Origin of the sequence: Mesorhizobium sp. L103C119B0 (genome assembly GCF_000502235.1) — a bacterium.
GTDB lineage: Bacteria > Pseudomonadota > Alphaproteobacteria > Rhizobiales > Rhizobiaceae > Mesorhizobium.
Genome location: NZ_AYXE01000018.1, coordinates 70884 through 96086 on the forward strand (window position 1 = coordinate 70884; position 25203 = coordinate 96086).

General features: G+C 63.5%; 24 protein-coding genes and 2 pseudogenes. 21 read left to right on the forward strand and 5 right to left on the reverse strand.

Features of this window, described 5'->3' with window-relative positions; translation table 11 throughout:
- Positions 1-42 precede the first annotated feature (42 nt).
- The 3 genes from X728_RS141965 to X728_RS141955 form a co-directional block, all read right to left on the reverse strand.
- Complete coding sequence (locus tag X728_RS141965) at positions 43-1272, reverse strand: FAD-dependent oxidoreductase (protein WP_031195831.1); 1230 nt, start codon at positions 1270-1272, stop codon at positions 43-45.
- Between the two features lie 4 nt (positions 1273-1276).
- On the reverse strand, positions 1277-1591 hold the full coding sequence (locus tag X728_RS141960) for a MocE family 2Fe-2S type ferredoxin (protein WP_023672328.1): 315 nt from the start codon (positions 1589-1591) through the stop codon (positions 1277-1279).
- 85 nt (positions 1592-1676) lie between these two features.
- Positions 1677-2780 carry a fatty acid desaturase family protein gene (locus X728_RS141955; RefSeq protein WP_031195833.1) on the reverse strand — a complete coding sequence of 368 codons (1104 nt, stop codon included), beginning with the start codon at positions 2778-2780 and terminating at the stop codon, positions 1677-1679.
- Between the two features lie 174 nt (positions 2781-2954).
- Here X728_RS141955 and X728_RS141950 point away from each other — a divergent pair, with 174 nt between their 5' ends.
- The 11 genes and pseudogenes from X728_RS141950 (at position 2955) to X728_RS141905 (ending at position 12499) form a co-directional block, all read left to right on the forward strand.
- Positions 2955-3986: a LacI family DNA-binding transcriptional regulator gene (locus X728_RS141950; protein ID WP_023684066.1), complete on the forward strand. Its 1032-nt coding sequence runs from the start codon at positions 2955-2957 to the stop codon at positions 3984-3986.
- Between the two features lie 372 nt (positions 3987-4358).
- Positions 4359-5300 (forward strand): sugar ABC transporter substrate-binding protein, encoded by a 942-nt coding sequence (locus tag X728_RS141945; RefSeq protein WP_023832666.1) that lies wholly within the window; start codon positions 4359-4361, stop codon positions 5298-5300.
- Positions 5301-5460: 160 nt separating this feature from the next.
- Entirely contained in the window at positions 5461-6537 is a 1077-nt protein-coding gene (locus tag X728_RS141940; RefSeq protein WP_023684064.1) for an ABC transporter permease, read from the forward strand.
- 2 nt (positions 6538-6539) lie between these two features.
- Positions 6540-7322: an ATP-binding cassette domain-containing protein gene (locus tag X728_RS141935; protein ID WP_027049093.1), complete on the forward strand. Its 783-nt coding sequence runs from the start codon at positions 6540-6542 to the stop codon at positions 7320-7322.
- A 111-nt stretch (positions 7323-7433) separates the two neighbouring features.
- Positions 7434-8429 (forward strand): inositol 2-dehydrogenase, encoded by a 996-nt coding sequence (gene iolG / locus X728_RS141930; protein ID WP_023832667.1) that lies wholly within the window; start codon positions 7434-7436, stop codon positions 8427-8429.
- A gap of 30 nt (positions 8430-8459) precedes the next feature.
- Positions 8460-9254: an SDR family oxidoreductase gene (locus X728_RS141925; RefSeq protein WP_023832668.1), complete on the forward strand. Its 795-nt coding sequence runs from the start codon at positions 8460-8462 to the stop codon at positions 9252-9254.
- A gap of 72 nt (positions 9255-9326) precedes the next feature.
- Positions 9327-9590, forward strand: coding sequence for a type II toxin-antitoxin system Phd/YefM family antitoxin (locus X728_RS141920; protein ID WP_023702090.1), 264 nt, complete (start codon positions 9327-9329; stop codon positions 9588-9590).
- Positions 9587-10008: pseudogene (locus tag X728_RS01000000167170) on the forward strand (type II toxin-antitoxin system VapC family toxin). The gene X728_RS141920 and the pseudogene X728_RS01000000167170 overlap by 4 nt, the downstream one beginning before the upstream one ends.
- 472 nt (positions 10009-10480) lie before the next feature.
- Complete coding sequence (locus tag X728_RS141915; RefSeq protein ID WP_023695981.1) at positions 10481-11572, forward strand: 3-deoxy-7-phosphoheptulonate synthase; 1092 nt, start codon at positions 10481-10483, stop codon at positions 11570-11572.
- Positions 11573-11646: 74 nt separating this feature from the next.
- Positions 11647-12006: a helix-turn-helix domain-containing protein gene (locus X728_RS141910; protein WP_023672338.1), complete on the forward strand. Its 360-nt coding sequence runs from the start codon at positions 11647-11649 to the stop codon at positions 12004-12006.
- Positions 11984-12499: an SRPBCC domain-containing protein gene (locus X728_RS141905; protein ID WP_023672339.1), complete on the forward strand. Its 516-nt coding sequence runs from the start codon at positions 11984-11986 to the stop codon at positions 12497-12499. Before X728_RS141910 ends, X728_RS141905 begins: the two co-directional genes overlap by 23 nt.
- Before the next feature lie 115 nt (positions 12500-12614).
- Here the strand turns inward: X728_RS141905 and X728_RS141900 are convergent, their stop codons facing one another.
- Positions 12615-13244 (reverse strand): LysE family translocator, encoded by a 630-nt coding sequence (locus X728_RS141900; protein WP_023832673.1) that lies wholly within the window; start codon positions 13242-13244, stop codon positions 12615-12617.
- Positions 13245-13370: 126 nt separating this feature from the next.
- Here X728_RS141900 and X728_RS141895 point away from each other — a divergent pair, with 126 nt between their 5' ends.
- Positions 13371-14069 (forward strand): YafY family protein, encoded by a 699-nt coding sequence (locus tag X728_RS141895; RefSeq protein ID WP_023832674.1) that lies wholly within the window; start codon positions 13371-13373, stop codon positions 14067-14069.
- Positions 14070-14080: 11 nt separating this feature from the next.
- On the opposite strand, the gene X728_RS141890 is transcribed toward X728_RS141895, so the two are convergent.
- Complete coding sequence (locus X728_RS141890) at positions 14081-15190, reverse strand: Gfo/Idh/MocA family oxidoreductase (RefSeq protein ID WP_023687403.1); 1110 nt, start codon at positions 15188-15190, stop codon at positions 14081-14083.
- A gap of 212 nt (positions 15191-15402) precedes the next feature.
- Between X728_RS141890 and X728_RS141885 the strand changes: the two genes are divergently transcribed.
- From X728_RS141885 to phnN, 9 genes and pseudogenes are all read left to right on the forward strand, one after another.
- The gene (locus X728_RS141885) at positions 15403-16248 is read left to right on the forward strand and encodes a MurR/RpiR family transcriptional regulator (protein ID WP_031195834.1); all 846 of its coding nucleotides are present in this window, start codon (positions 15403-15405) and stop codon (positions 16246-16248) included.
- 153 nt (positions 16249-16401) lie between these two features.
- Positions 16402-18336 (forward strand): 5-dehydro-2-deoxygluconokinase, encoded by a 1935-nt coding sequence (iolC, locus tag X728_RS141880; protein ID WP_023832676.1) that lies wholly within the window; start codon positions 16402-16404, stop codon positions 18334-18336.
- 33 nt (positions 18337-18369) lie between these two features.
- A pseudogene (gene iolD / locus X728_RS05055) lies at positions 18370-20227 on the forward strand (3D-(3,5/4)-trihydroxycyclohexane-1,2-dione acylhydrolase (decyclizing)).
- Positions 20228-20372: 145 nt separating this feature from the next.
- Complete coding sequence (gene iolE / locus X728_RS141875) at positions 20373-21290, forward strand: myo-inosose-2 dehydratase (RefSeq protein WP_031195835.1); 918 nt, start codon at positions 20373-20375, stop codon at positions 21288-21290.
- Positions 21291-21299: 9 nt separating this feature from the next.
- A complete protein-coding gene (locus tag X728_RS141870) occupies positions 21300-21548 on the forward strand; it encodes a hypothetical protein (RefSeq protein ID WP_023672345.1) in 249 nt (82 codons plus the stop codon).
- A 181-nt stretch (positions 21549-21729) separates the two neighbouring features.
- The gene (gene iolB, locus X728_RS141865) at positions 21730-22542 is read left to right on the forward strand and encodes a 5-deoxy-glucuronate isomerase (protein ID WP_023672346.1); all 813 of its coding nucleotides are present in this window, start codon (positions 21730-21732) and stop codon (positions 22540-22542) included.
- Positions 22543-22679: 137 nt separating this feature from the next.
- Positions 22680-23387 carry a DUF1045 domain-containing protein gene (locus X728_RS141860; RefSeq protein WP_023739734.1) on the forward strand — a complete coding sequence of 236 codons (708 nt, stop codon included), beginning with the start codon at positions 22680-22682 and terminating at the stop codon, positions 23385-23387.
- Between the two features lie 35 nt (positions 23388-23422).
- The gene (locus X728_RS141855; protein WP_023814494.1) at positions 23423-24577 is read left to right on the forward strand and encodes an alpha-D-ribose 1-methylphosphonate 5-triphosphate diphosphatase; all 1155 of its coding nucleotides are present in this window, start codon (positions 23423-23425) and stop codon (positions 24575-24577) included.
- Positions 24574-25203, forward strand: a complete 630-nt coding sequence (phnN, locus tag X728_RS141850) for a phosphonate metabolism protein/1,5-bisphosphokinase (PRPP-forming) PhnN (RefSeq protein WP_023703740.1) — start codon at positions 24574-24576, stop codon at positions 25201-25203. Before X728_RS141855 ends, phnN begins: the two co-directional genes overlap by 4 nt.

A 25203-nucleotide genomic window follows, 5' to 3' on the forward strand; every position in this document is an offset into this window, starting at 1 on the left:
GCTGCTTCGCAGCGACCCTCCCCACAAGGGGAAGGGTAAAACTTACGCTGCCAGCAACGACTTCAGCTTCACATCCGGCGACCCCAACGCCTCCGGCGCCGGCTGTGCCCGTTTCGCGATCAGCATCTCGGCCAGCCTGATGTCGCGCGCCACGGCATTGCCCGTACCGATGCCGCTCGCCGCCACCAGCCTGCCGTCCTCGGCCAGGTGAAACAGAATAAAAGCGCCGTCGCCGAGATCGCGACGCACCGCGGTGTGGCCCTCGTCCGAAAGGCCGGCGATCTGCAGCGACAAACCATACTGATCCGACCAGAACCATGGCACCGCGGCATGCGCTTCGCGGGCACCCAGCATGTTCTTCGCGGCCAGCGCACCCTGTTCCTGCGCATTGCGCCAGGCTTCCAGCCGCACCCGCCGGCCAGCATAGACAGCGAGCGGAAACGAGCAGCAGTCGCCGGCGGCAAAGATGTCGGGATCGATTGTTTGGAGTTCGCCATTGACGGCGATGCCGTTATCGACGGTCAGGCCCGCTTCCGCGGCAAGCCCGGTCACCGGCACGGCGCCGATGCCGATGACGGCGAGATCGGCGACGATGTCCTGCCCATCGGCGAGCATGATGTGCACCTCAGCGCCGTCGTCGGCGATATCAGCGATGCCCTGACCGGTGAGCACGGTCACGCCTTCGGCCTCATGCGCCTGATGGATGATTTCAGCGATCTCCGCCGGCACCCCGCGCATGAGGATGCGCGGCTGCGCCTCAATGACCGTGACGCTGGCCCCGAGCTTGCGCGCCGAAGCGGCGAGCTCCAGGCCGATAAAGCCACCACCAATGATGGCGATGCGGTTTGCCGGGCTGAGGTGGGCACGAATGGCCAGCGCGTCGGCAAAGGTGCGGAGGTAGACGCAGCGCGACCCCAATCCCGGCATCGGCAGCTTGCGCGGTGTCGAGCCGGTCGCCAGCAACAGCTTGTCGTAGGGCAGGGCCGAACCGTCCGACAGCCGCACCATATGCGCCGGGCGGTCGATCGCCACCGCTTGAACGGAATGGATATGCCGGATCGATTTCTCGGCCAGAATTTCGTCGCTGGCGATCGTCTTGATCTCGGCCGCGTCGCTCGTCATTGCGTCCTTGGACAGGGGCGGCCGCTCATAGGGCAGATGGGGTTCGTCACCCACCAGCGTCACCGGCCCGTCATAGCCCAGCTCGCGCAGTGTCAGCGCTGCCCGCCCGCCGCACTCGCCGGCGCCAATGATGACCATTCCCGCCTGCATGGTCCTATCCGATCTGGATCAGCACTTTGCCGGCCTCGACCTTTACCGGATAGGTGGCGAGATTGACGCAAACCGGCGCGCCCCGTGCCGCCCCCGTCTTGTAATTGAAGCGGCCATTGTGCTTGGGGCACTCGATGATGTCGTCCATCACCAGCCCGTCGGCCAGATGCACCTTTTCGTGCGTGCACAGGCCATCCGTGGCGAAATAATCGTCGTCAGGGCTGCGATAGATGGCGAAGGTGCGGCCGCCATGGTCGAAGCGCATCACATCTTCTTCGTCGATGTCGCCGGCGGCGCAGGCCTCGATCCAGTCGCTCATGTGTTCCTCCCAAAAGCAATTCCAGGAAAAGTGCGTTGCGGTTTTCCGTTCGGAGTTGCGACAAAACAAAAGCTTAATCGCGCGATCATTCCGCCGCGGCGGCGACGGCGTCGTTGTGGAGTTCCTCGCGATAGGGCCGCGCCGTTGGCGGCAGTTCGCGCTTGAGGAAATAGTCCTCGTTGCGCAGCTGGCGCAAAAAGGCCGGGATCATCTCGCGGTAGCCGGCCAGGATCGACGGCGTCGGCGCCGGCAGATCGTGCTTGATCAGCGCATGCAGTTTAGGCAGCGCATGATAGGGCACCATCGGGAACATGTGGTGTTCGACGTGATAGTTCATGTTCCAGTAGATGAAGCGGCTGACCGGGTTCATGTAGACGGTGCGGCTGTTCAGCCGGTGGTCGATGACATTTTCCGCCAGCCCGCCATGCTGCAGCAGGCCGACCATGACATGATGCCAGGCGCCGTAGAGCCGGGGCAGCCCGACCAGCATCAGCGGCAGCCATGAACCGAAATAAAGCGCCAGCGCGATCGTCACGGCATAGATCGCCGTCCAGATGCGGGCGATGCGAATGGCCTTAGGCTGCTCCTGTTCGGGGATAAAAGTCTTTTCCGCCGCGCTGATATTGCCGGCGGCATTGCGCAGCATGTCCGACATCGCATGCCAGGCATCCAGCACGCCGATAAAGCCAAGCGCGACCCGGAACAGATCCGGCGGCCGCATGACGGAGATTTCCGGGTCGCGGCCGACGATGATGGTGTCGGTGTGGTGGCGGGTGTGGCTCCAGCGCCAGGTCACCGGATTGCGCATGATCATGAAGCAGGCGATCTGGTAAACCGCGTCGTTCATCCACTGGGTGCGGAAGGCGGTGCCGTGGCCGCATTCGTGCCAGCGTGAGTCGGTGGAGGAGCCGTAGAGCACGCCATAGACGAAGAAGAACGGCACGCACCACCAGCTGCCCCAGAACCAGGCGCCGCCGGCGGCACTCAGGATCAGCGCGGCCAGCCAGATCGCGGTGTCGCGGATCGCCGGCCCGTCGGAGCGCTGCATCAGCTCCTTCATCTGCTTGCGCGGAATATCGGTGTGATACCACTCGGCCGCCGCCAGCCCGGTCTCGACGGCGAGCTTGGAATCGCGGCCCATCAGGCTGTAGTCGCGCCGAAACGGTGGTGTGGATAGTGTCGCTTCCATAGGGGCTGCCTCCGTCGGCCACAGCATCCGTCAGGACGGATATGTCCATTACAGGCGCTTGTGTCCGAGCGCAAAATAGCGCCATGCGGTGATAGTCTCAATATCACAAAGATAGTTTCTATCATTTTCCATCAGAACGATGTAAGCAGTTGCAGGCACTCATGCGGGACAGTCATGGCAAAACGGCCAACCATCACCGATCTGGCGCGCATCTCCGGCGTTAGCGTCGCCACTGTCGACAGGGTGCTGAACAACCGGCTGCCGGTGCGCGAGGAAACCGCGCGCCGCGTCTATGAGGCGGCGACCGGCATCGGCTACCACGCCGCCGGGCTGATCAAGCGGCGCATGCGCCAGGAATTGCCGGAATACCGCCTCGGCTTTCTGCTGCTGCGGGGCAATGATGTTTTTTACGGCGATTTCGCGAGGGAGCTAGAAATGGCGGTCTCGCAATCGCAGCGCTTCCGCGGCGTCGCCACCATCGATTTCGCCAGCTCGCTAGCCGCCGACGAGATCGCCGCCCAGATGCGCAAGCTGGCAGCGAAATCCAGAGCAATCGCCGTTGTCGGTCCGGACCATCCGACGCTGACGGCGGTCGTGGAGTCGCTGAAAGCGAGGGGGCAACCTGTCTTCTCGCTGCTGTCCGACTTTGCCGCTGGCATCCGTGAGGGATATGTCGGCCTCGACAATCGCAAGGTCGGTCGCACCGCGGCCTGGATGATCGCCAGGGCGGCAAAGAACCCCGGCAAGGTCGCCCTTTTCGTCGGCAGTCATCGCTTCCACGGCCATGAACTGCGCGAGATCGGATTCCGCTCCTTCTTCCGCGAACATGCGCCGGACTTCACGGTGATGGAAACGCTGGTCAATCTGGAAGCCAACCAGGTCACCCACGATGCGATGATCGATCTCCTGGTGCGGTATCCGGATCTTGCCGGCTGCTATGTCGCCGGCGGCGGCATGGAAGGCGCGGTGTCGGCGCTGCGCGCAGCGAAGCCCGCAAACATGCCGGTGGTCGTCTGCAACGAGATCAACGCCGAATCGCGCGCGGCACTCGCCGACAACATCCTGACAATGGTGATCTCGACGCCGCTCGCCGCCTTGTGCCGCGAGCTTGTCGACCTGATGGCGCATTCCATCGAGGCCGGCGCCGCCAACGCGCCGGGCCAGACCTTTCTGCCCTTCGACATCTATCTGCCGGAAAATATCTAACGCGTTGCCGCGCCGATCCGTTCGGCGCGGGCTCTCCGGCGATGATAGAATCTATCAGATTCTGCCTTCAGACTCGGCCTGGGCCGCTGTCGGCCTCGATTCGACGTGAAATTGCGGCGCGGCGACCGAAAATCCGCTTTCCGACTTAGGAATCGCTCTTGACGTCTCGCGAAAAAATGGAATAAATATTTCATCAGATTGGTATTTTGGTTCTTTCGTTCCGGAACATCTGTTTCAAACTGGGAGCCTGGCGTTCCATCCCTTGGACAAAACGCCATACGGAACAGGAAGGCATCAGGGAGAGATTCCTCGGGCTATCGGGGATTCCGGGTAGATCGGTGCAGCCGGACACCAATGTGGAGGAGAAACACAATGAAGAAACTGATTTTGGGCGTCGCCTTTGCGGCGCTGATGAGTTCGTCCGCTTTTGCCGCCAAGGTCGGCGTGTCGATGGCCAAGTTCGACGACAACTTCCTCACCGTGCTGCGCAACGGCATGATCGAGCAGGCCAAGGCCATGAGCGGCGTGGAACTGCAGGTCGAGGACGCGCAGAACGACGTCGCCAAGCAGCTCGACCAGATCAAGAACTTCGCCGCCTCGGGCGTCGACGCCATCATCGTCAACCCGGTCGACACCTCGGCCACGCAGGCGATGTCGGACGCCGCCGCAGCCGCCAAGATCCCGTTGGTCTATGTCAACCGCCAGCCGGTCAATGTCGACACGCTGCCGGACAACCAGGCCTTCGTCGCGTCGAACGAGGCCGATTCCGGCACGCTCGAGACCAAGGAAGTCTGCCGCCTGTTCACCGAGGCCGGCAAGAAGGAAGCCAATGTCTATGTCATCATGGGCGAGCTTTCCAACCAGGCCGCCGTGCAGCGCACCAAGGACATCGAAGAGGTGATCGCCACGCCGGAGTGCAGCTTCATCAAGATCATCGACAAGCAGACTTCGAACTGGAACCGCGACGAAGCGCAGAACCTGATGACCAACTGGCTGTCGACCGGCAAGCCGTTCGACGGCGTCATCGCCAACAATGACGAAAGCGCCATCGGCGCCATCCAGGCGATGAAGGCCGCCAACATCGACATGAAGACGGTTGTCGTCGGTGGGGTCGACGCCACGCAGGACGCGCTTGCCGCCATGCAGGCCGGCGACCTCGATGCCACCGTGTTCCAGGATGCGGCCGGCCAGGGCGCCGGCGCGCTCGACGCGGCACTGAAGCTCGCCAAGGGCGAGAAGGTCGAGCACAAGGTCTACGTGCCCTTCCAGCTGGTTACGCCGGCCAACATCGACAAGTTCCTGAAGAAGAACTGAGCCGGCAACTCACGCGTAAGCAATTCCAGGAAAAAATGTGAAGCGGTTTTCCGTCCGGAATTGCGACAAACAAACAAGAGAGCGGCGCAACCGCGCCGCTCCCGTTTCCCCACCGCCCTGAGGGGCGGAAGGGCAAATGCGGCCTCACGGAGGACAAGGCATGTCACAGACATCTCATGGCGTCGGCGGGGTCAGCTATGACGCGAAGAGGCGGACATGGCCGGCCGAATTCAACGTCTTCCTGGCGCTGGTCATTCTGGTCGTCATCTTCGAACTGATCGGCCGCATCTTTCTTGGCGACAGCTTCCTGTTCAACACGCGCGACAACGTCGCCGGGATCTTCAATGAGGCCCGCCTGCAGATCATCATCCTGCAGGTGTCGATCGTCGGCATCATCGCCATCGGCGTCACGCAGGTGATCATTTGCGGCGGCATCGACTTGTCCTCGGGCTCGATCGTCGGCGCCACCGCCATGATCGCCATGAGTTTTGCCCAGGTGGCGACGGTCAACGGTAACCCTAACCCCAAGGCGATGTTCCTGGCGCAAGGCTGGACCGACCTGCCGGTGATCGTGCCGGTACTGGTCGCCATCGGCTGCGGTCTGCTCGCCGGTCTCGTCAACGGCTCCTTGATTGCATACACGCGCATTCCGCCGTTTATCGCGACGCTCGGCATGATGGTGACCGCGCGCGGCATCGCCAAATGGTGGTCCAAGGGTCAGCCGATCTCGTTTCCGACCGAAAGTTTCGCTGGTATCGGCAAGGGGCTGATGCCGGTCATCATCTTCCTGTCGCTGGCGGTGCTGTTCCAGCTGATCATGACCTACACACGCTACGGCAAGCATTGCTACGCCATCGGCTCCAACGAGGATGCCGCGCGCATGTCCGGTATCAAGATCGCCAACCACAAGATCCTCGTCTATGTCATTGCCGGCATCCTCGCCGCGCTGGCCGCCGTCGTGCTCTCCTCCAAGAACCTGACGGCGCAGTCCGGCATGGGCGTCATGTACGAGCTCGACGCCATCGCCATGGCGGTCATCGGCGGCGTCTCTTTGTCGGGCGGCCGCGGCTCGATCGTCGGCACCGTGATCGGCTCGCTGATCTTCGGCGTCATCATTTCCGGCTTCACCTTCCTGCGCCTCGACGCCTACTATCAGGAGATGGTCAAGGGCGTGATCATCGTCGGCGCGGTCGTTCTCGACCAATGGCGCCAGCGCATGCGGGCATTGAGGGCTTGACCATGCCAGATATCTCCACGACAGACATCGTCCTGAAGACCGAAAACCTGACCAAACGCTATGGCGGCGTCCATGCGCTGGAAGGCGCGAATTTCGAGCTGCGCAAGGGCGAGCATGTCGCCATCATGGGCGACAATGGCGCCGGCAAATCCACCTTCGTGCGCCAGATCACCGCCGTCGAGCAGCGCACCAGCGGCCAGATCTGGTTCGACGGCAGGGAAGTGAATTTCGCCGGGCCGATCGAAGCGCGCACGGCGGGCATCGAGACCGTGTTCCAGAATCTGGCGCTGGCCGACGATCTCGACGTGCCGTCGAACCTGTTCCTCGGCCGCGAAAAGGTGCTGTTCAATCTCGGGCCGTTCTCGATCCTCGACCGCAAATACATGCGCAAGGCGACCGAGGCGGCGCTGATCCGCACGGCAGTGAAAATCCCCAACCTCTCCAACACCATCCGCCACATGTCGGGCGGCCAGCGCCAGTGCGTTGCCATCGCCAGGACGGCGACCTTCGCCTCCAAGCTGATCATCATGGACGAGCCGACGGCAGCCCTTGGCGTGCAGGAGACCGCGCAGGTCGAAAACATCATCCGCACGCTGAAGGACAATGGCGAACCGCTGATCCTGATCAGCCACAACATGCGCCAGGTGTTCGACCTGTGCGACCGTATCGTCGTCTTCCGGCGCGGCCGCATCGTCGCCAACCTGCGCAAGGAAAACACCGACGGCAACGACATCGTCTCCTACATCACCGGCGCCAAGACCGGGGAGGCGGAACTCGCGGCCTGAACAGGATGGTCATCCTGTTTTCTGGCGTGCTCGAAAATTATCTTGCCACCTTTCTCAAAAGGAAGGTGGAGACACAACTCTCTCGAACCCATCCCCCTAGAGGAAAACCCCATGACTGTTCGTTTCGCCCTCCTCGGTGCCGGCCGCATCGGCAAGGTCCATGCCCGCGCCGTCGGCTCCAACCCGCAGGCCAGACTGGTGGCCGTTGCTGACGCTTTTGAAAAGGCGGCGACCGAGTTGGCAACCGCCTATGGCGCCGAAGAGCGCACCATCGACGCGATCGAGAAGGCCAACGACATCGACGCCGTGGTCATCTGCACGCCGACCGACACCCATGCCGATCTGATTGAGCGTTTCGCCAAGGCCGGCAAGGCGATCTTCTGCGAGAAGCCGATCGACCTCGACGTCAAGCGCGTCGAGAAATGCCTGGCCGTGGTCGACAAGGCCAAGGCGACGCTGATGGTCGGTTTCAACCGCCGCTTCGATCCGCACTTCGCCGCCGTACGCAAGGCGATCGACGACGGCGCCATCGGCAAGGTCGAGATGGTCACCATCACCTCGCGCGACCCGGGCGCGCCGCCGGTCGACTACATCAAGCGCTCGGGCGGCATTTTTCGCGACATGACCATCCACGATTTCGACATGGCGCGCTTCCTGCTCGGCGAAGAGGTGGTCGCGGTCAGCGCCCATGCCTCGGTTCTGGTCGACAAGAAGATCGGTGAGGCCGGCGATTTCGATTCGGTCAGCGTCATCCTCGAAACCGCGTCCGGCAAGCAGGCCGTCATCTCCAATTCGCGCCGCGCCACCTATGGCTACGACCAGCGCATCGAGGTGCATGGCTCCAAGGGCATGGTCGCCGCCGAGAACCAGCGGCCGGTGTCGATAGAGGTCGCCAATGAGAAGGGCTATACCCGCCCGCCGCTGCACGATTTCTTCATGACCCGCTATCTCGACGCCTACGCCCTCGAGATCGCCGCCTTCATCGCTGCCGCGACGTCGGGCAAAAAGGCATCGCCGAGCGGCGCCGACGGCCTCGTTGCGCTAAAACTGGCCGATGCGGCGCTGAAGTCGGCGACATCGGGCAAGACCGTCCGCCTCGACAAGTAAGAACCGGAACCAAGGCACAGGAGCAGAGCGATGAGCACATCAGCCGATCGCAATTCGAACACGCGCGCCATCGTCACCGGCGGCGCGCAAGGCATCGGCTTTGCCGTCGCCGAAGCGCTGGCCGACGAGGGCTGCAAGGCGCTGGCGCTCATCGGCCGTTCGCAGGAGAAGGGCGACAAGGCGGTCGCCCACTTCAAGAAGGCCGGCGTCGATGCGATCTTCATCAGCGCCGACGTCTCGAAAGTGGCGGACTGCAAGCGCGCGGTGGCAACCGCGATCTCGCATTTCGACACCATCAACGCGCTGGTCAACGCCGCCGCCACGTCCGCGCGTGGTTCACTTGTCGAAACTTCGGAAGAGGTGTTCGACCAGATTTTCCACACCAATGTGCGTGGTCCCTTCTTCCTGATGCAGGGCGTGGTGGCGCATCTGCTGGACAAGAAGGCGCCGGGCTCGATCGTCAACGTGCTCTCTATGTCGGCGCATTGCGGCCAGTCCTTCCTGGCGCCCTATTCATCGAGCAAGGGTGCACTGGCGACACTGACCAAGAACGTCGCCAACGCCTATCGCTCCAACCGCATCCGCTGCAACGCCGTTCTGCCGGGCTGGATGGACACCGAGGGCGAGGACATCGTGCAGAAGAAATGGCACGGTGCCTCCGACGACTGGCTGGCAAAGGCAGAGGCCGGCCAGCCCATGGGCCAACTGGTGAAGCCCGACCAACTGGCGCGGCTGATCAGCTACATGGCCAGCCCGCAATCCGGTGTCATGACCGGCTCGCTGGTCGACTATGACCAGAACGTCGCGGGGACCTCGCCGGAGTAGCTTCAAACCCTGTTGCAGCAACATCGCCATTCCCAGATAGTCATGATAGTCATGATAGTCACGAGGGATGCGATGCTAACGTCATCCAAAGGCACCAACTGGACGGTTGCCGGGGCAAAAGCCCGGCTCTCCGAGGTCATCGAGCGCGCGCAGTCCTCGCCGCAGACGATCACCAAGAACGGCAAACCAAGCGTGGTTGTCGTCTCGGCCGAGGAATGGCAGCGCAAGATCGCACGCAAGGGTACGCTTGCCGAGTTCCTGCTGGACTCGCCGCTGCGCGGCGCCGATCTCGACCTTGAACGTCAGCGCGACGAACCGCGTGACCTGCCGCGGTGAGACTGCTGCTCGACACGAATGTCCTGTCCGAGGTGACGAGGCCAGCGCCTGTCGCACGTGTCCTGGGCTGGCTGGACGAGCTTGATGAGGACCGCTCCTTCATCAGCGTAGTGTCGATCGCCGAGATCCGGCGCGGCGTCTCTCTGATGGATGAGGGCCGCAAACGCGAGGCGCTGGCCGAATGGCTCGCCCGGGACCTGCCCCAGCGCTTCGAACAGCGGGTTTTGCCGGTGGACGATGCGGTTGCCTTGCCTGGGGCGACCTGATGGGTCTTGCGAAGCGCCGCGGTCGTGGTCTGTCGTCGATGGACGGCCTGATCGCAGCCACTGCGATTGCGCACGAGCTCACCTTGGCAACGTGCAATACGAAAGATTTCGAAGGCTTTGGGCTTGAACTCTTCGATCCCTGGACCGCATGAGCCGCTCCGCGTTATACGTGTTGGCGATTGGCGAACCGCCGGCACTTCGTCATCCACGGGCGGAGCAAGGAGCGTGGCGACGCAGCGCAGACCCGAGGATCCACGCCGCGACTTCAGAGCGCTGCTACGGTCCAGAATTCTGCTCCGCCGCACTCCACGGCCCAGGTCACGGAATGGATCCCAGGGTCTCCGCGACGGAGCTTCGCTCCTGCTCCGCCCAGGGATGACGAAATCGCGAGGATTCGGCCCATCCCGAATTGTCTCCGCATACCCCACGTGACAAACACCCCCGCATCGACTATATGAGCCTCATGATCAACCTGACCGCCACCTATTGGTACTTTACGAGCTCGCTGGCGGCGGGAGGATTGCGCTCGATCTGAAGATTGCAGCAACAAGTCCGAACAGCCGCCAGACCTGGCGGCTTTTTTGTATCAGCCGGCAGGTCTCCTAAAAACAGGAGCAGAAAGCCGTGTTGACCACCACAGACGATCTTCGGGTCAAGGAAATCCGAGAATTGAGTACGCCGGACGAGGTGATGCGGGAGATCCCGCGCACGCTGACGGCAACGCGCACCGTGAGCGCATCACGCAACGCCACCCATGCCATCTTGAACGGCACCGACGACCGGCTGCTTGTCATCGTCGGCCCGTGTTCGATCCACGACCCGGTCGCGGCCGTTGACTATGCCAGCCGGCTAGTGGCGCTGCGCGAGACCCTGTCCGACCGGTTGGAGATCGTCATGCGGGTCTATTTCGAAAAGCCGCGCACGACTGTCGGCTGGAAGGGCCTTATCAACGACCCCGATCTCGACGGCAGCTTCAACATCGACAAGGGGCTGCGGATGGCGCGCAACGTGCTGTCGGCGGTCAACAATCTCGGCCTGCCCTCGGCCACCGAATTTCTCGACATGACGACGCCGCAATACATTGCCGACCTCGTCGCCTGGGGCGCCATCGGCGCGCGCACCACCGAGAGCCAGATCCACCGCGAACTGGCTTCCGGCCTGTCCTGCCCGGTCGGCTTCAAGAACGGTACCGACGGCAATCTCAGGATCGCCGCCGAGGCGGTGAAATCCGCCGCCCAGCCGCATCATTTCATGGCGGTGACCAAGGGCGGACGCAGCGGCATTGCGACTACTACCGGCAATGAGGACTGCCACGTCATCCTGCGCGGCGGCGTTCAGCCGAATTACGATGCGGCGAGCGTCGAGGCGGCCTCGGTCGAACTTGCCCGCATCGGCGTCGCCCCCCGTCTGATGATCGATGTCAGCCACGCGAACTCGAGCAAGAAGCCGGAGAACCAGCCGAAGGTGGCGGCCGATGTCGCCGGCCAGGTGGCAGCAGGGGACGAGCGTATCATCGGCGTCATGATCGAGAGCAATCTCGTCGCCGGCCGGCAGGACGTGGTATCAGGCAAGCCGCTCGTCTATGGCCAGAGCATCACAGATGGCTGCATAGACTGGGCGACCACAGAGACGGTGCTGCACGGCCTCGCCGGCGCCGTAGAATGGCGCCGCTCAGCCCGCCGCGCCATGATGGAGAACCGGCCGGGCGCCGCCTGATACGAGGCGATGCGCGGGAAGGACGCTGCGGCTCCCTTGCACCCCGGCAACCGGTCTGCTAAATACTGAACCATATGGTTCAGTATACCGACTTGGATTCCTCGTTCGCCGCGCTCTCGGACGCCACCCGGCGTGGCGTTCTGGAGCAGCTCGGACGCGCAGACGCTTCGATCACCGAGCTTGCCGGAAAGTTCCACATGACCCTCACGGGCATGAAGAAGCACGTCGGCGTCCTGGAGCAGGCGGGGCTCGTCACCACGCAGAAGGTTGGCCGCGTGCGGACCTGCAAGCTCGGCCTGCGCGGACTGGAGGAAGAGGCGGCCTGGATCGAGCGGCACCGCCTGCTCTGGGACGCACGCTTCAACGAGTTGGACAAGGTTGTCGAGGAATTGAAACGGAAGGAGAAAGCCGATGCGCCAAAGAACCGAGAGTGAGCCCACGAACAGCCGCACCACGGTCGAACGGAAGTCCGAGCGCGAGCTGGTCGTCACGCGAACAGTCAACGGTCCGGCGCGCATCGTGTTCGAGGCGTGGACCAAGCCCGAGCTGTTCAAGCAGTGGTGGGTGCCGAAGTCGATGGGCATGTTCCTGCGTTCATGCGAGATGGATGCTCGTACCGGAGGCACGTACCGCCTGGTGTTCGGCCACGACGCCTCGGACCTTCACGAATTCTTCGGCAGGTATATCGAAGTGACACCCCACTCACGCCTCGTCTGGACCAATGAGGAAGGTGGTGACGGTGGACCCGTCACCACGCTGACCTTCGAGGAAAAGGGTGGCAAGACGCTGCTGGTCATGCACGAACTCTATCCCTCGAAGGAGGCTCTCGACGCGGCCGGTACCGGGGCGGCGGATGCGATGGGCGAGACGTTCGAGCAATTGGACGAGCTTCTCGTCGTCTTGGGCGAGGGCGTGAGGCGGTCATGACGTCATCGGTCTCGCGGACGGGGTAGCTGCCGCCCTCGACGACGAAAAGACCGGGACAGTGATCCGCAAGCGCCGCGCCGAGGCGAAGAAACGCGGCGTCATCGCTTGATCGGGATCACGCTGCCCTCAACCCTTCCCATGCCGTAAACACCGAGACCGCAAACAGCAGCAGTCCGGCCGCCCGGCCCGCAAAAGCGGTCGCCCGCGGATTGGCCACCAGCAGATTGCGGCTGCGGCCGGCGGTGATGGCGAGCCCGCCATAGATGGCGGCCTGCGTCAGCATCGTCAGCAAGCCCATGACCGTCGCCTGCATCCAGATCGGGCCGTAATCCGGCTTCAGGAACTGCGGATAGACGGCAAATATGAAGAGATAGGCCTTCGGGTTGATCAGGCAGGTCACCAGTCCCTGGCGAAAGGCCTTCCAGGCCGTACGGCTGCCGGCGGGCCCGTCGTGGCCGACGGTGATGGAACTGCGCATCAGCGAGATGCCGATGAAGGCCATGTAGGCGGCGCCGGCTATCGGCTTGTACAGGATCGGTACGAAATGCATCAGCAGGCCGACGCCGATGGCGCCGTTCAGCGTGTGCACGATGCCGCCGACCATGATGCCACCGGTGGCGGCGAGGCCCCGGTCGCGGCCGCCGGTGAGCGCATTGGCAAGCACGAACAGCATGTCCATCCCGGGTACGATGATGATGCCGGACAGCAGGATAAAGAACAGCCAGAGATTTTCCGCGTAGCTCATGTCAGTTGCCTGTCGCTTCCTGCTGGGGTGCCGTGGAGGAATTTGTTGATTTTCAACCCGATAGGCAGTCCAATAAATCATCCCAACTGACGGGGATGTGTCAGTAGCGTTCATCAGGGAGAGGAAATGCGCAAGGCGTCGCGGCTGTTCGAGATTATCCAGATCCTGCGGCTGGCGCGGCAGCCGGTGACGGCGGCCATGATCGCCGGGCAGCTGGAAGTCACGATGCGTTCGATCTATCGCGACATCGCCGCACTGCAGGCGATGCGCGTGCCGATCGAAGGCGGGCGTGGCATCGGCTATATATTGCGGCCCGGCTTCGACCTGCCACCGCTGATGTTCTCAATCGAGGAGATGGAGGCGATCGTCCTGTCGCTCGCCCTGCTGGAGCGCACGGGAGACAGCGAACTCAAGCAGGCGGCCAAGCGCGTCAGCGCCAAGATCGCCGGCGCCGTGCCGCCGCCACTACGCCAGGCGTTCGACGCCAACGCACTGCATGTCTGGGGGTTCGCTGCACCGGCAATCGGCACCATCGATCTGGCGCTTGTGCGCCGCGCCATCCGTGACGAGGAAAAGCTCGACCTGTCCTATCGCGACGAAATCGGCCGCGCCTCCGAGCGGCTGATCCGTCCAATCGCGCTGATCTATTATTCAGAAACCGCCAACATCGTCGCCTGGTGTGAACTGCGCCAGGCGATCCGCAATTTCCGCAGCGACCGCATCGCCGATTGCCGGGCGACCGGGCTGCGCTTCAAAGGCGAAGGCGATCGCCTGCGCCAGGTCTGGGTCAGTGGCTGGGAGGCGAACGCTGTCGCTGGCCGCTGAAGCGAGCGGGTTTACCGCACATCCACCCAGCGCTCTTCCTCGAACGACCTCGCCATCGCGTGCACGGTGCGCTCGATCTCCAGCCCTTCGGCAAATTCGATGACCCGTGCCGGCTTGCCGGCAAGCCGCGTCAGCAATTCGTGGCACTCGATGATCTTGAGGTCGTTGAAACCGAGCCCATGGCCCGGCGCCGGGAGGAAGGCGTCGTAAGGCTTGTGGTGCGGCGCCACCAATATGGTGCGGTAGCCCTGTTCGGTCGGGCGATCGGCGGTGACGTAGAGCTGGATTTCGTTCATCCGCTCCTGGTCGAACAGGATCGATCCCTTGGAGCCGAAAATCTGTATGGCGATGCGGCCCTTGCGGCCCCAGGCCGAGCGGTTGACCAGCAGCGTGCCGGCAATGCCGTTTTCCAGATGCATCAAAACGCTGGCGATGTCGTAGGTCTCCACCGCACGGCGGCCGCCGCTGGCCAGCTTGCGGTCGACATAGGGTTTGGCCATGTCGCAGATGACTTTTGCGACGCGGCCGAACAGCGTCGAGACCAGCGACAGCGGATGCACGGCGAAATCGTCGAGCGCGCCATAGCCGGATGCGGCCTCATGCTTCCAGAAGAACAGCGCTTCGGGGTCGGCCATGAAGTCCTCGTCCATCTCGATGCGCAGATGGTTGACCTCGCCGATGATCTTTTCCTCGAGCAGCGCGCCGATGTGGCGGATGGCCGGGCTCTGTATGTAGTTGTAGCCAAGCGCTGCGACCTTGCCGGACTTCTTCGCCGCGGCCGCCATCGCCGCTGCTTCGGCAAAGCTCGGCGCCATCGGCTTCTCGCACCACAGATGCTTGCCGGCTTCAAGAATAGCGATGGCCATCTCCGGATGGAACTGATTGGGCGTGGTCAGCGAGACGATATCGACCTCGGGGTCGTTGACGACGGCACGCCAGTCGCCCGACGCCTTGGCGAAGCCGAACTCACCGGCCTTGCGCTTGGCCAGCTCCTCGTTGACCTCGCCGAGATGGACCAGCTTCGGCTTGGCGACATCGGGAAAGACGGCGCCGACGGCGCTCCACGCAATGGCGTGGCATTTGCCCATGAAACCCGTGCCGATAAGACCAACGCCGACCATTTCTTTCTCCCAATACCTGAAGCGATCGATGGATGAATTAGTCCATTTCTTCTCCGAATGGAATGTCTGCCTCATTTTTTATGGCCTTCTTGCGCAGGCTCGCTATGATGGGGCAGAGAGGACGTCACTTGAGTTAAAGAGAGCATGATGTGTCCGAAAACCGCTGCACACTTTTCGGCATCATGTTCTAGATGAGCTTGGACGGGGCGACGATGGACGAACGGGTACCTCGCGACTTCGAGACGCTGCGCGCCACGATCCTCGATCGCCGTGAAACCTTGCCCAAGCGCATCGCCCAGATCGCCGCCTATGCGCTCGACAATCCCGATGACATCGCCTTCGGCACCGCCGCCAGCATCGCTGCTTCGGCGGGCGTGCAGCCGTCCACCCTGATCCGCTTTGCCCAGCAACTAGGCTTCGACGGCTTCACCAGCTTGCAGCAGGTGTTTCGCGAGCGGCTGCGCGAGCGCAATTCCTCTTATGACGAACGCCTTCAGGCGCTGCGCGCCAAGGCCGATGCGGGTGCTGGACACCGCGCCATCTTCGACGGCTTCGTCGCCGCCGCCAGCACTTCGCTCAACGACATCTCACGCTCGCTGGACGAGGCCCATCTGGAAGACGCAATTGCGCTGCTGGCCAAGGCCGAGACCATCTATGTCCTGGCCAAGCGCCGCTCCTATCCGGTGGCGAGCTACATCGCCTATGCGCTGGGCAAACTGAAGATCCGCAACCAGCTGATCGAATCCGCCGGCGGCCTCAATGCCGAGATGGTCGCCTTCGCCACGCCGGCGGACGCCGTCATCGCCATCAGTTTCTCGCCCTATGCGCCGGCCACCATCGAGGAGGCCCGCACCATTTCCGAACAGGGCGTGCCGATCGTCGCCATCACCGACAGTTCGTTTTCGCCACTAGCGCAGTTCGCCAAGGTTTGGTTCGAAGTCGCCGAGGCCGATTTCGCCGGCTTCCGCTCGCTGTCGGCCACCATGGCGCTGGCCATGGCGCTCACCGTCGGCGTCGGCGAGAAGCGGCGCAGCACGGGCAAGAAGCGCAAAGCCTAGGCCGGCGCCCGGCGCTCGAATTCGCGGAAGGAATGCTCATTCCATATTGACTATAGATTGGAATTATTATTTCATATTCCCGGCGCCACGCTGCCGCTCGCGCGTGTCCCCCAACTACGTTGCTCAAGACAACAAGACCGACGGGAGGTTCCAATGAGCGAAGCCGTGGACGCCAAACAGGCGACGCTCGATGTCATCACCATCGGTCGCGCTTCCGTCGACCTTTACGGCCAGCAGATCGGCTCGCGGCTGGAGGACATCACCTCCTTTGCCAAATCGGTCGGCGGCTGCCCGGCCAACATCTCGGTTGGCACGGCGAGACTAGGCCTGCGCTCGGCGCTGCTCACCCGCGTCGGCGACGAGCAGATGGGCCGCTTCATCCGCGAGCAGCTGCGGCGCGAAGGCGTCAATGTCGACGGGCTGAAGACCGACAAGGAACGGCTGACGGCTCTGGTGCTGCTTTCGGTCGAGAGCGAAGGCGTCTCGCCGATGATCTTTTATCGCAGCGACTGCGCCGACATGGCGCTCGCCGAAGAAGACATCGATGAAGCCTTCATCGCCTCGGCCCGTTCCATCGTCGTCACCGGCACGCATTTTTCCCGACCCAACAGCGACGCCGCCCAGCGCAAGGCGATCCGCATCATCAAGGCCAGGGGCGGCAAGGTGGTGTTCGACATCGACTACCGCCCCAACCTCTGGGGACTCGCAGGCCATGCCGAGGGTTTTGAGCGCTATGTCAAATCCGACCGCGTCTCGGCCCAGCTGAAGACGGTGCTGCCCGATTGCGACCTCATCGTCGGCACCGAGGAAGAGATCATGATCGCCTCGGGCGCCGACGATTGCCTGAGTGCGTTGAAGACCATCCGCGCTCTGTCCAAGGCAATCATCGTACTGAAGCGCGGCGCCATGGGTTGCATCGTCTATGACGGGCCGATCAGCGACGATCTGGAAGACGGTATCGTCGGCAAGGGCTTTCCGATCGAGATCTACAATGTGCTCGGCGCGGGCGATGCCTTCATGTCCGGTTTTCTGCGCGGCTGGCTCGGTGGCGAAAACCTGGCAACGGCGGCGACCTGGGCCAATGCCTGCGGCGCCTTCGCCGTGTCGCGGCTGCTCTGCGCGCCGGAATATCCGACCTTCGAGGAATTGCAGTTCTTCCTCAAGAACGGCAGCAAGCACTTAGCGTTGCGCAAGGACGAGGCGATCAACCACATCCATTGGGCGACGACCCGCCGCCGCGATATCCCCTCCATGATGGCGCTTGCCTGCGACCACCGTGTGCAGCTTGAGGACGTCGCGGCAAAGACCGGCGCCGATCCGGCGCGCATCCGCGATTTCAAGGTGCTGGCGGTCAAGGCTGCGGCGAAAGTCGCCGCCGGCCGCGACGGCTGTGGCATGCTGATCGACGAGAAGCATGGCCGCGAAGCGATGTTCGAATTCGCCCGCCACCCCTTTGCCTGGCTCGGCCGTCCCGTCGAACTGCCGGGCTCGCGGCCGCTGCGCTTCGAGTTCTCGCAGGACATCGGCTCGCAACTGGTGGAATGGCCGGTCGACCACTGCATCAAATGCCTGTGCTTCTATCACCCCGACGATCCGGCAGCGCTCAAGGAAGAGCAGCAGCAGAAGCTGCGCTCGCTGTTCGAAGCCGCGCGGAAGGTCGGCCGGGAGCTTCTGGTCGAGATCATCGCCGGCAAGCACGGCAAGCTCGACGAAACGACCATCCCGCGCGCCCTGGAAGAACTCTATGCGCTTGGCATCAAGCCGGACTGGTGGAAGCTCGAACCGCAGGCCTCGGCCGGCGCCTGGGCCAAGATCGAAGCGGTGATCCTGAAGCACGATCCCTGGTGTCGTGGCGTCGTGCTGCTGGGTCTCGAAGCGCCGCAGGACGAACTGGAAGCGGCCTTTGCCGCCACCGCCAAGGCGCCGATCGTCAAGGGTTTTGCTGTCGGCCGCACCATCTTCGTCCACGCCGCCGAACAATGGCTGGCGGGCAAGATGACGGATGACGAGGCTATCGCCGACATGGCCGCGCGCTTCGAACAGTTGACCGAAGCGTGGCTTGCCGCGCGTGGCCGTAAAGCAGCATAAAGGCGCGGCAAGAGGACTGCGGAGGAAAACACCATGAGCAAGACAATCCGCCTGACGATGGCGCAGGCGCTGACCCGCTTTCTCAGCAAGCAGATGACCGAGANCCGAGATCGACGGCAGACGAGTGCCCATCTTCGGCGGTGTGTGGGCGATCTTCGGTCACGGCAATGTCGCCGGCATCGGCGAGGCGCTGTACCAGCTGCGCGACGAATTGCCGACCTTCCGCGCCCACAATGAGCAGGCGATGGCGCATGCGGCGATCGCCTATGGCAAGGCCAATTTCCGCCGCCGCTTCATGGCCGCGACCTCTTCGATCGGCCCCGGTGCGCTCAACATGGTGACGGCGGCGGCGCTCGCCCACGTAAACAGGTTGCCCGTCCTGTTTTTGCCGGGCGATGTTTTCGCCAACCGCATCCCCGATCCGGTGCTGCAGCAGGCCGAGGACTTTTCCGACGGCACCGCGACGGTCAATGACTGCTTCCGTCCGGTGTCGCGCTATTTCGACCGCATCACCCGTCCCGAGCAGATCATCCCGGCATTGGCGCGGACCATGCAGGTGCTGACCGATCCGGCGGAATGCGGCCCGGTGACGCTGTCGCTCTGCCAGGACGTGCAGGCCGAGGCCTATGACTATCCCGAGAGCTTTTTCGCCGAGCGCGTCTGGCACCAGCGCCGGCCGCGTCCGGACCGGCATGAATTGGCGGCGGCGGTCACCGCGCTGAAGGGTGCGAAAAAACCGCTGATCATTGCCGGCGGTGGGGTGCTCTACTCGCAGGCTTCGGATGAACTGGCGAAATTCGGCGAGAGCGCCGGCATTCCGGTCTGCGAGACGCAAGGCGGCAAATCCTCGCTGCCCGACACACATCCGCTCAACATGGCGGCGGTCGGCGTCACCGGGACGTCCGCGGCCAACCGGCTGGCGGAAGAAGCCGATGTCGTGCTCGCCATCGGCACCCGCCTGCAGGATTTCACCACCGGCTCGTGGGCGCTGTTCAAGAACTCCGGCAAGACCATCATCGGGCTCAACGTGCAGCCTTTCGACGCCGGCAAGCACCGCGCGCTGCCGCTGGTCGCCGATGCGGCCGAAGGGCTCGCCGAACTCGGTGCTGCGCTGGGGAACTGGAAAGCACCGGCGACATGGACCGACAATGCGACCCAGGGCAAGAAGGCTTGGCAGGCTGAAGCCTCCAAGGTGACGGCGTCGACCAATGCCGCCTTCCCTTCGGATGCGCAGGTGATCGGCGCTGTGCAGCGCGCGCTGGGATCCGGCGTGACCTTGCTGAACGCGTCAGGCGGCCTGCCGGGCGAGTTGCACAAGCTCTGGCAGGCAGGCGCGCCCGGCTCGTACCATGGCGAATATGGCTTCTCGACCATGGGCTACGAGATTGCCGGCGGGCTCGGCGCCAAGATGGCCAAGCCCGACCAGGAGGTCGTCGTCATGGTCGGGGACGGCTCATACCTCATGATGAATTCCGAAATCGCCACGTCGGTGATGCTCGGCCTGAAGCTGACCATAGTGGTGCTCGACAACAGGGGTTATGGCTGCATCAACCGGCTGCAGATGGCCACCGGCGGCGCCAACTTCAACAACCTCCTGAAGGACGCGCGCCACGAGATCCTGCCCGACATCGACTTCGCCGCGCATGCGGCGAGCATGGGCGCTATTGCCGAGAAGGTGCCGTCGATCACCGGCCTGGAGACCGCGCTGCAAAAGTCGAAAACCAACGACCGCACCACCGTGCTGGTCATCGACACCGACCCGCTGATTTCCACCGATGCCGGCGGCCATTGGTGGGATGTCGCGGTGCCGGAAGTCTCCGCACGGCCGCAGGTCAACGCAGCCCGCAAGGCCTACGACGAAAAGCGGCAGATGCAGACAATCGGCGATTGATGTACATGCACCCGGCCCCTACCTCCCCCTTGTGGGGAGGTCGGACCGAAGGTCCGGGTGGGGGTCTGGCGCCGCACCCCACCTCGCTGCTTCGCAGCGACCCTCCCCACAAGGGGGAGGGTGAACAAGAAACCGGAGCTAAAACTTGAAAGCCAAACTGGGCATGTCCCCCATTGCGTGGTGGAACGATGATCTTGCCGAACTCAGCGACGACGTCTCGCTGGAAGAGTGCCTGCGCCAGTCGCGCTCGGCCGGCTTCACCGGCATGGAAATGGGCCGCCGCTTTCCCAATGACCCCGAAATCATGCTGCCTATCCTGAAAAAGGCCGACGTGACGCTGTGCGGCGGCTGGTTCTCCGGCACGCTGGTCGATGAGGACATGGGCAAGAACAAGGATCGCATCCAGCCGATGATCGACCTGTTCAAGGCGGTGAATGCGCCTTGCATCGTCTATGGCGAGGTCGGCCGCTCGATCCAGGGTGATCGCTCCAGGCCTCTCACCACGAAGCCGAAATTGTCCAACGACGAGATGAGGGCCTATGCCAGGCGCCTCACCGAATTCGGCGAATGGTGCGCCGAGCAAGGCATGCCGCTGTCCTATCACCATCACATGGCGGCGGTGGTCGAGACCGAGCCGGAGCTCGATGCCTTCATGCGCCATTCCGGCGAAGGCATTCCGTTGCTGCTCGATGCAGGGCATCTCGCCTTTGCCGGTGGCGACGTGCTGCGCGCCATCGACAACCACCACAAGCGCATCAGCCATGTCCATGTGAAGGATGTGCGCATGGGCGTGATCGACGGGCTCGACCGCACAAAGCAGTCCTTTCTCGACGCCGTGGCGCTCGGTGCCTTCACGGTGCCTGGCGACGGTTCGCTCGATTTCGGCGCCATCGTGCAGCGCTTCGCCGACCATGGCTATGAAGGCTGGTTCGTCGTCGAGGCCGAGCAGGACCCGAAAAAGAACCCGCCGCTGAAGATGGCCCACGTGGGTTACAAGGAGCTGATGCGGGTGATGACGGCGGCCGGCTACACGGTCGAGACGCAAGGCTTTCCCAATGCGTAAGCCGGTCCGATGAAGGATTACGAGCACCCGTTCTTCCGGCCGCTGTGGCGGCGCGTTGCCGTCGTCGCCGTCTGCGTGATCTGGGCCGGAATAGAATTCGCCTCCGGCACCCCATTCTGGGGCATCATTGCGCTCGGCTTTGCCGCCTACGCGGTGTGGCAGTTCTTCTATCTTTACAAGCCGGTGGAGGAGAGCAAGGCTGCGCCTGATCGACCGAAGACCGGCGAAGCGAAGGCGGACGCCGAACCGAAGGAATGAAGCGGCCGTGGCTCGGAAGGGCTTGCGGGTCGGACACTCGACACCTGGCGTATCGCCTACGTCGGTGATTGGCCGGAACGTCCCTCGCTTCGTCATCCTAGGGTCTTCGCGACGGAGCTTCGCTCTAGGATGACGAAGTTGAGAGGCCGACCTCGAAGACTTGCGATAGGAGAGACAAAACATGTCGAAACTGCTCGTCAAAGCCGACAAGGGCCATGGCCGCGTCGCCCATGTCACGCCCAAAAGCGCCGGATGGACCTATGTCGGCTTCGACCTGCACCGCCTGAAGCCGGGCGAGACCGCATCCGGCAAGACGCAGGATCGCGAAGTCTGCCTGGTGTTCGTCACCGGCAAGGGCACGGCAAGGGCCGGCGGCCAGGAACTCGGCCTGCTCGGCGAGCGCATGTCGCCCTTCGAGGGCAAGCCGTGGTCGGTCTATATTCCGGAGGGTTCGGACTGGTCGGTCACCGCCGACACCGATCTCGAACTCGCGGTCTGCTCGGCGCCGGGCCTGGGCGGCGGCTTGCCCGTTCGCGTCATCGCACCCGACGACCTCGGCCAGGAGACTCGGGGCAAAGGCACCAACACGCGCTACGTCACCAACATATTGCCCGAGGGCAAGCCCGCCGACTCGCTGCTGGTGGTCGAGGTCATCACGCCCGGTGGCCACACATCGAGCTACCCGCCGCACAAGCACGATCAGGACAATCTGCCGGCCGAATCCTATCTTGAGGAAACCTATTACCACCGCCTCAACCCGCCGCAGGGCTTTGCCTTCCAGCGCGTCTACACCGACGCCGACAAGTCGGGCGCCCGCGAACTGGACGAGGCGATGGCGATCGAGGACGGCGATGTCGTGCTGGTGCCCAAGGGCTATCATCCGTGCGCGGCCTGTCACGGCTACGACCTCTATTACCTTAACGTCATGGCCGGGCCGAAGCGGACGTGGAAGTTCCACAACGCGCCCGAGCACGAATGGCTCATGAAGGCCTGATCGGCCTTCGCTTGCGCCGGAAGAAAAATCGTCGGCTAACGATCCATGGGGTCGATTTGCCTTCGAAAACTCGCATAAGCTTCGTCAATCCGTCATGGAAATCACCTATGGCAGCGGGCTGACGAGGATTTTTTTCGATGCGCTACGCCATCTATTTCACCCCGAGGCAGGACGAGCCGTTGGCGCGGATCGCCGCCAACTGGCTGGGTCGCGACCCCTTTGGCGCCGCCACCAGGCCGGTCGAGGCGGTGGGCGAGCTGTCGGCGGCCGAAGTCGCCTTTCACACCGCATCGGCGCGGCGCTACGGTTTTCATGCGACGCTGAAAGCGCCCTTCCGGTTGGCCGCCAACGAAACCGAAAGCTCGTTGCGCGCGGCGCTGGACGCCTTTGCCAAAGCAACGCCGACGGTCACCATCCCGCGCCTGGTCGTCAGCCAGATCGATGGTTTCTTCGCTTTGGTGCCGGAAGGTCCGCTGCCGCCGCTCAACCGTTTCGCCGATGATGTCGTGCTTAGCTTCGACCGTTTTCGCGCGCCGCTCACCGAAGCGGAAATCGAACGGCGCAGCCCGGATTCGCTGAAACCGGCCGAGTTCCGCAATCTCTGTCAGTGGGGCTACCCCTACGTGTTCGAGACCTTTCGCTTCCACATGACGCTGTCCGGCCGGGCCGGGCCGCAGGAAAGCCAACGTCTGCGCGCGGCAATCGACAGCCTGTTCGCCGATGTGCTGCAGCAGCCGGTGCTGGTGGATGCGCTGACGCTGTTCGTCGAAACCGAACCGGGCGCTCCGTTCATGGTGCTTTCGCATCATGCGCTCGGCCGCCGCGCTGCCCGAAAAACCGCCTAACCGCAATTCGTCCGAGTAACCAGGGACCGCCTGAAATGACCGCCGAAACTGTTCTCCACAACGCCCGCATCGTGCTTGCCGACGAGATCGTCGAAGGGTCGCTCGTGCTGCGCGACGGTTTTATCTCCGGCGTCGACGCCGGCACCGGCCACACCGGCGGGGGCATGGGCGGCGAGGACATGGGCGGCGACTACATCATTCCCGGCCTGGTCGAGCTGCACACTGACCATCTCGAAGGCCACTATGCGCCGCGCCCGAAAGTGCGCTGGAACCCGATCGCCGCCGTCCTTGCCCATGACGCGCAGGTGGCCACCGCCGGCATCACCACCGTGCTCGACGCTTTGCGTGTCGGCATGGACGAGGACGCGGATATTACCTCCGACGACATCCGCAAGCTCGCCGGCGCGATCGAGGACAGCGTCGCGAAAGACCGGTTGCGGGCCGACCATTTCTTGCACCTGCGCTGCGAGGTCTCGGCGCCGGATTGCTTGCGGGCTTTCGCCAATTTCGATGGCGACGAGCGGGTCAAACTGGCCTCGCTGATGGACCATGCGCCGGGACAGCGCCAGTTCGTCAATCTCGAGACCTACGCCTATTACTACCAGCGCAAGCTGAAGCTGACCGATCGCGACTTCCAATTGTTCTGCGAAAAGCGGATGTCGGAATCAGCGAAGAATTCGGGACCGAACCGGGTGGCGATATCAGCCGCCTGCAACGAGCGGGGCATTGTGCTGGCGAGCCATGACGACGCCACATCGGGCCATGTCGACGAAGCGATCGAGCAGGGCGTGCGCGTCGCGGAATTCCCGACCACGCTGGAAGCCGCCAAGGCCTCGAAGGATGCCGGGCTCGGCGTGCTGATGGGCGCGCCCAACGTCATGCGCGGCTCCTCGCATTCGGGCAACGTCTCGGCCCGCACGCTGGCCGGCGACGGCCTGCTCGACATATTGTCGTCCGACTACATTCCCTTCAGCCTGATCCAGTCGGCCTTCTTCCTCGGCGACGTCGTCGAGGGCATTTCCCTGCCGCAGGCGGTTGCGATGGTGTCGAAGAATCCGGCCGAGGCGATCGGCCTAAACGACCGCGGCGTCATCGAACAGGGCCGCCGCGCCGACCTCGTGCGTGTGCGCGTCGACGACCATGTGCCGGTCGTGCGCACTGTCTGGCGCCAAGGGCGCCGGGTCGCCTGATGGTCTCGGCGTCGATCGAGCGCGAACTCAGCAGCGAGGCCTTTCCGCTCCGCAACGGCGTGTTTGTCGCCGTCGTCGGCCCGAGTGGCGCCGGCAAGGATACGGTAATCGGTTATGCCCGCACCTTGTTTGCCGACGAGACGAGGCTGGAGTTCGTCCGCCGGGTCATCACCAGGCCGAGCGATGCGGCAAGCGAGGATCACGACACGCTGGCCGACGCGGCCTTTGTCGAAGCCGAGGCCGACGGCGCCTTCGCCATTTCCTGGGAGGCGCACGGCCTGCGCTACGGCATTCCGGCCGATGTCGACTCGTCCATCGCCAACGGCTATGTCGCGGTCGCCAATGTCTCGCGCGCAGTCATCCCGGTGCTGCGGGAGCGCTATGCCAATCTGGCTGTCGTCGAGATCACCGCCTCGCCGGAAATCCTCGCCGAGCGTCTCGCCCAGCGCGGCCGCGAATCGCGCGGCGAAGTGCTGGCTCGGCTCGCCCGCAGCGCCAATATCGCTTTGTCCGGCTCCGGCGTCACCTCGATCGACAATGGCGGCCAGCGCGAAGCCGCCGGAGAACGCTTCGCCGAGGTGCTGCGCAATGCGATGGCCTTCTCGGATATATCCGGCGTGATGTAG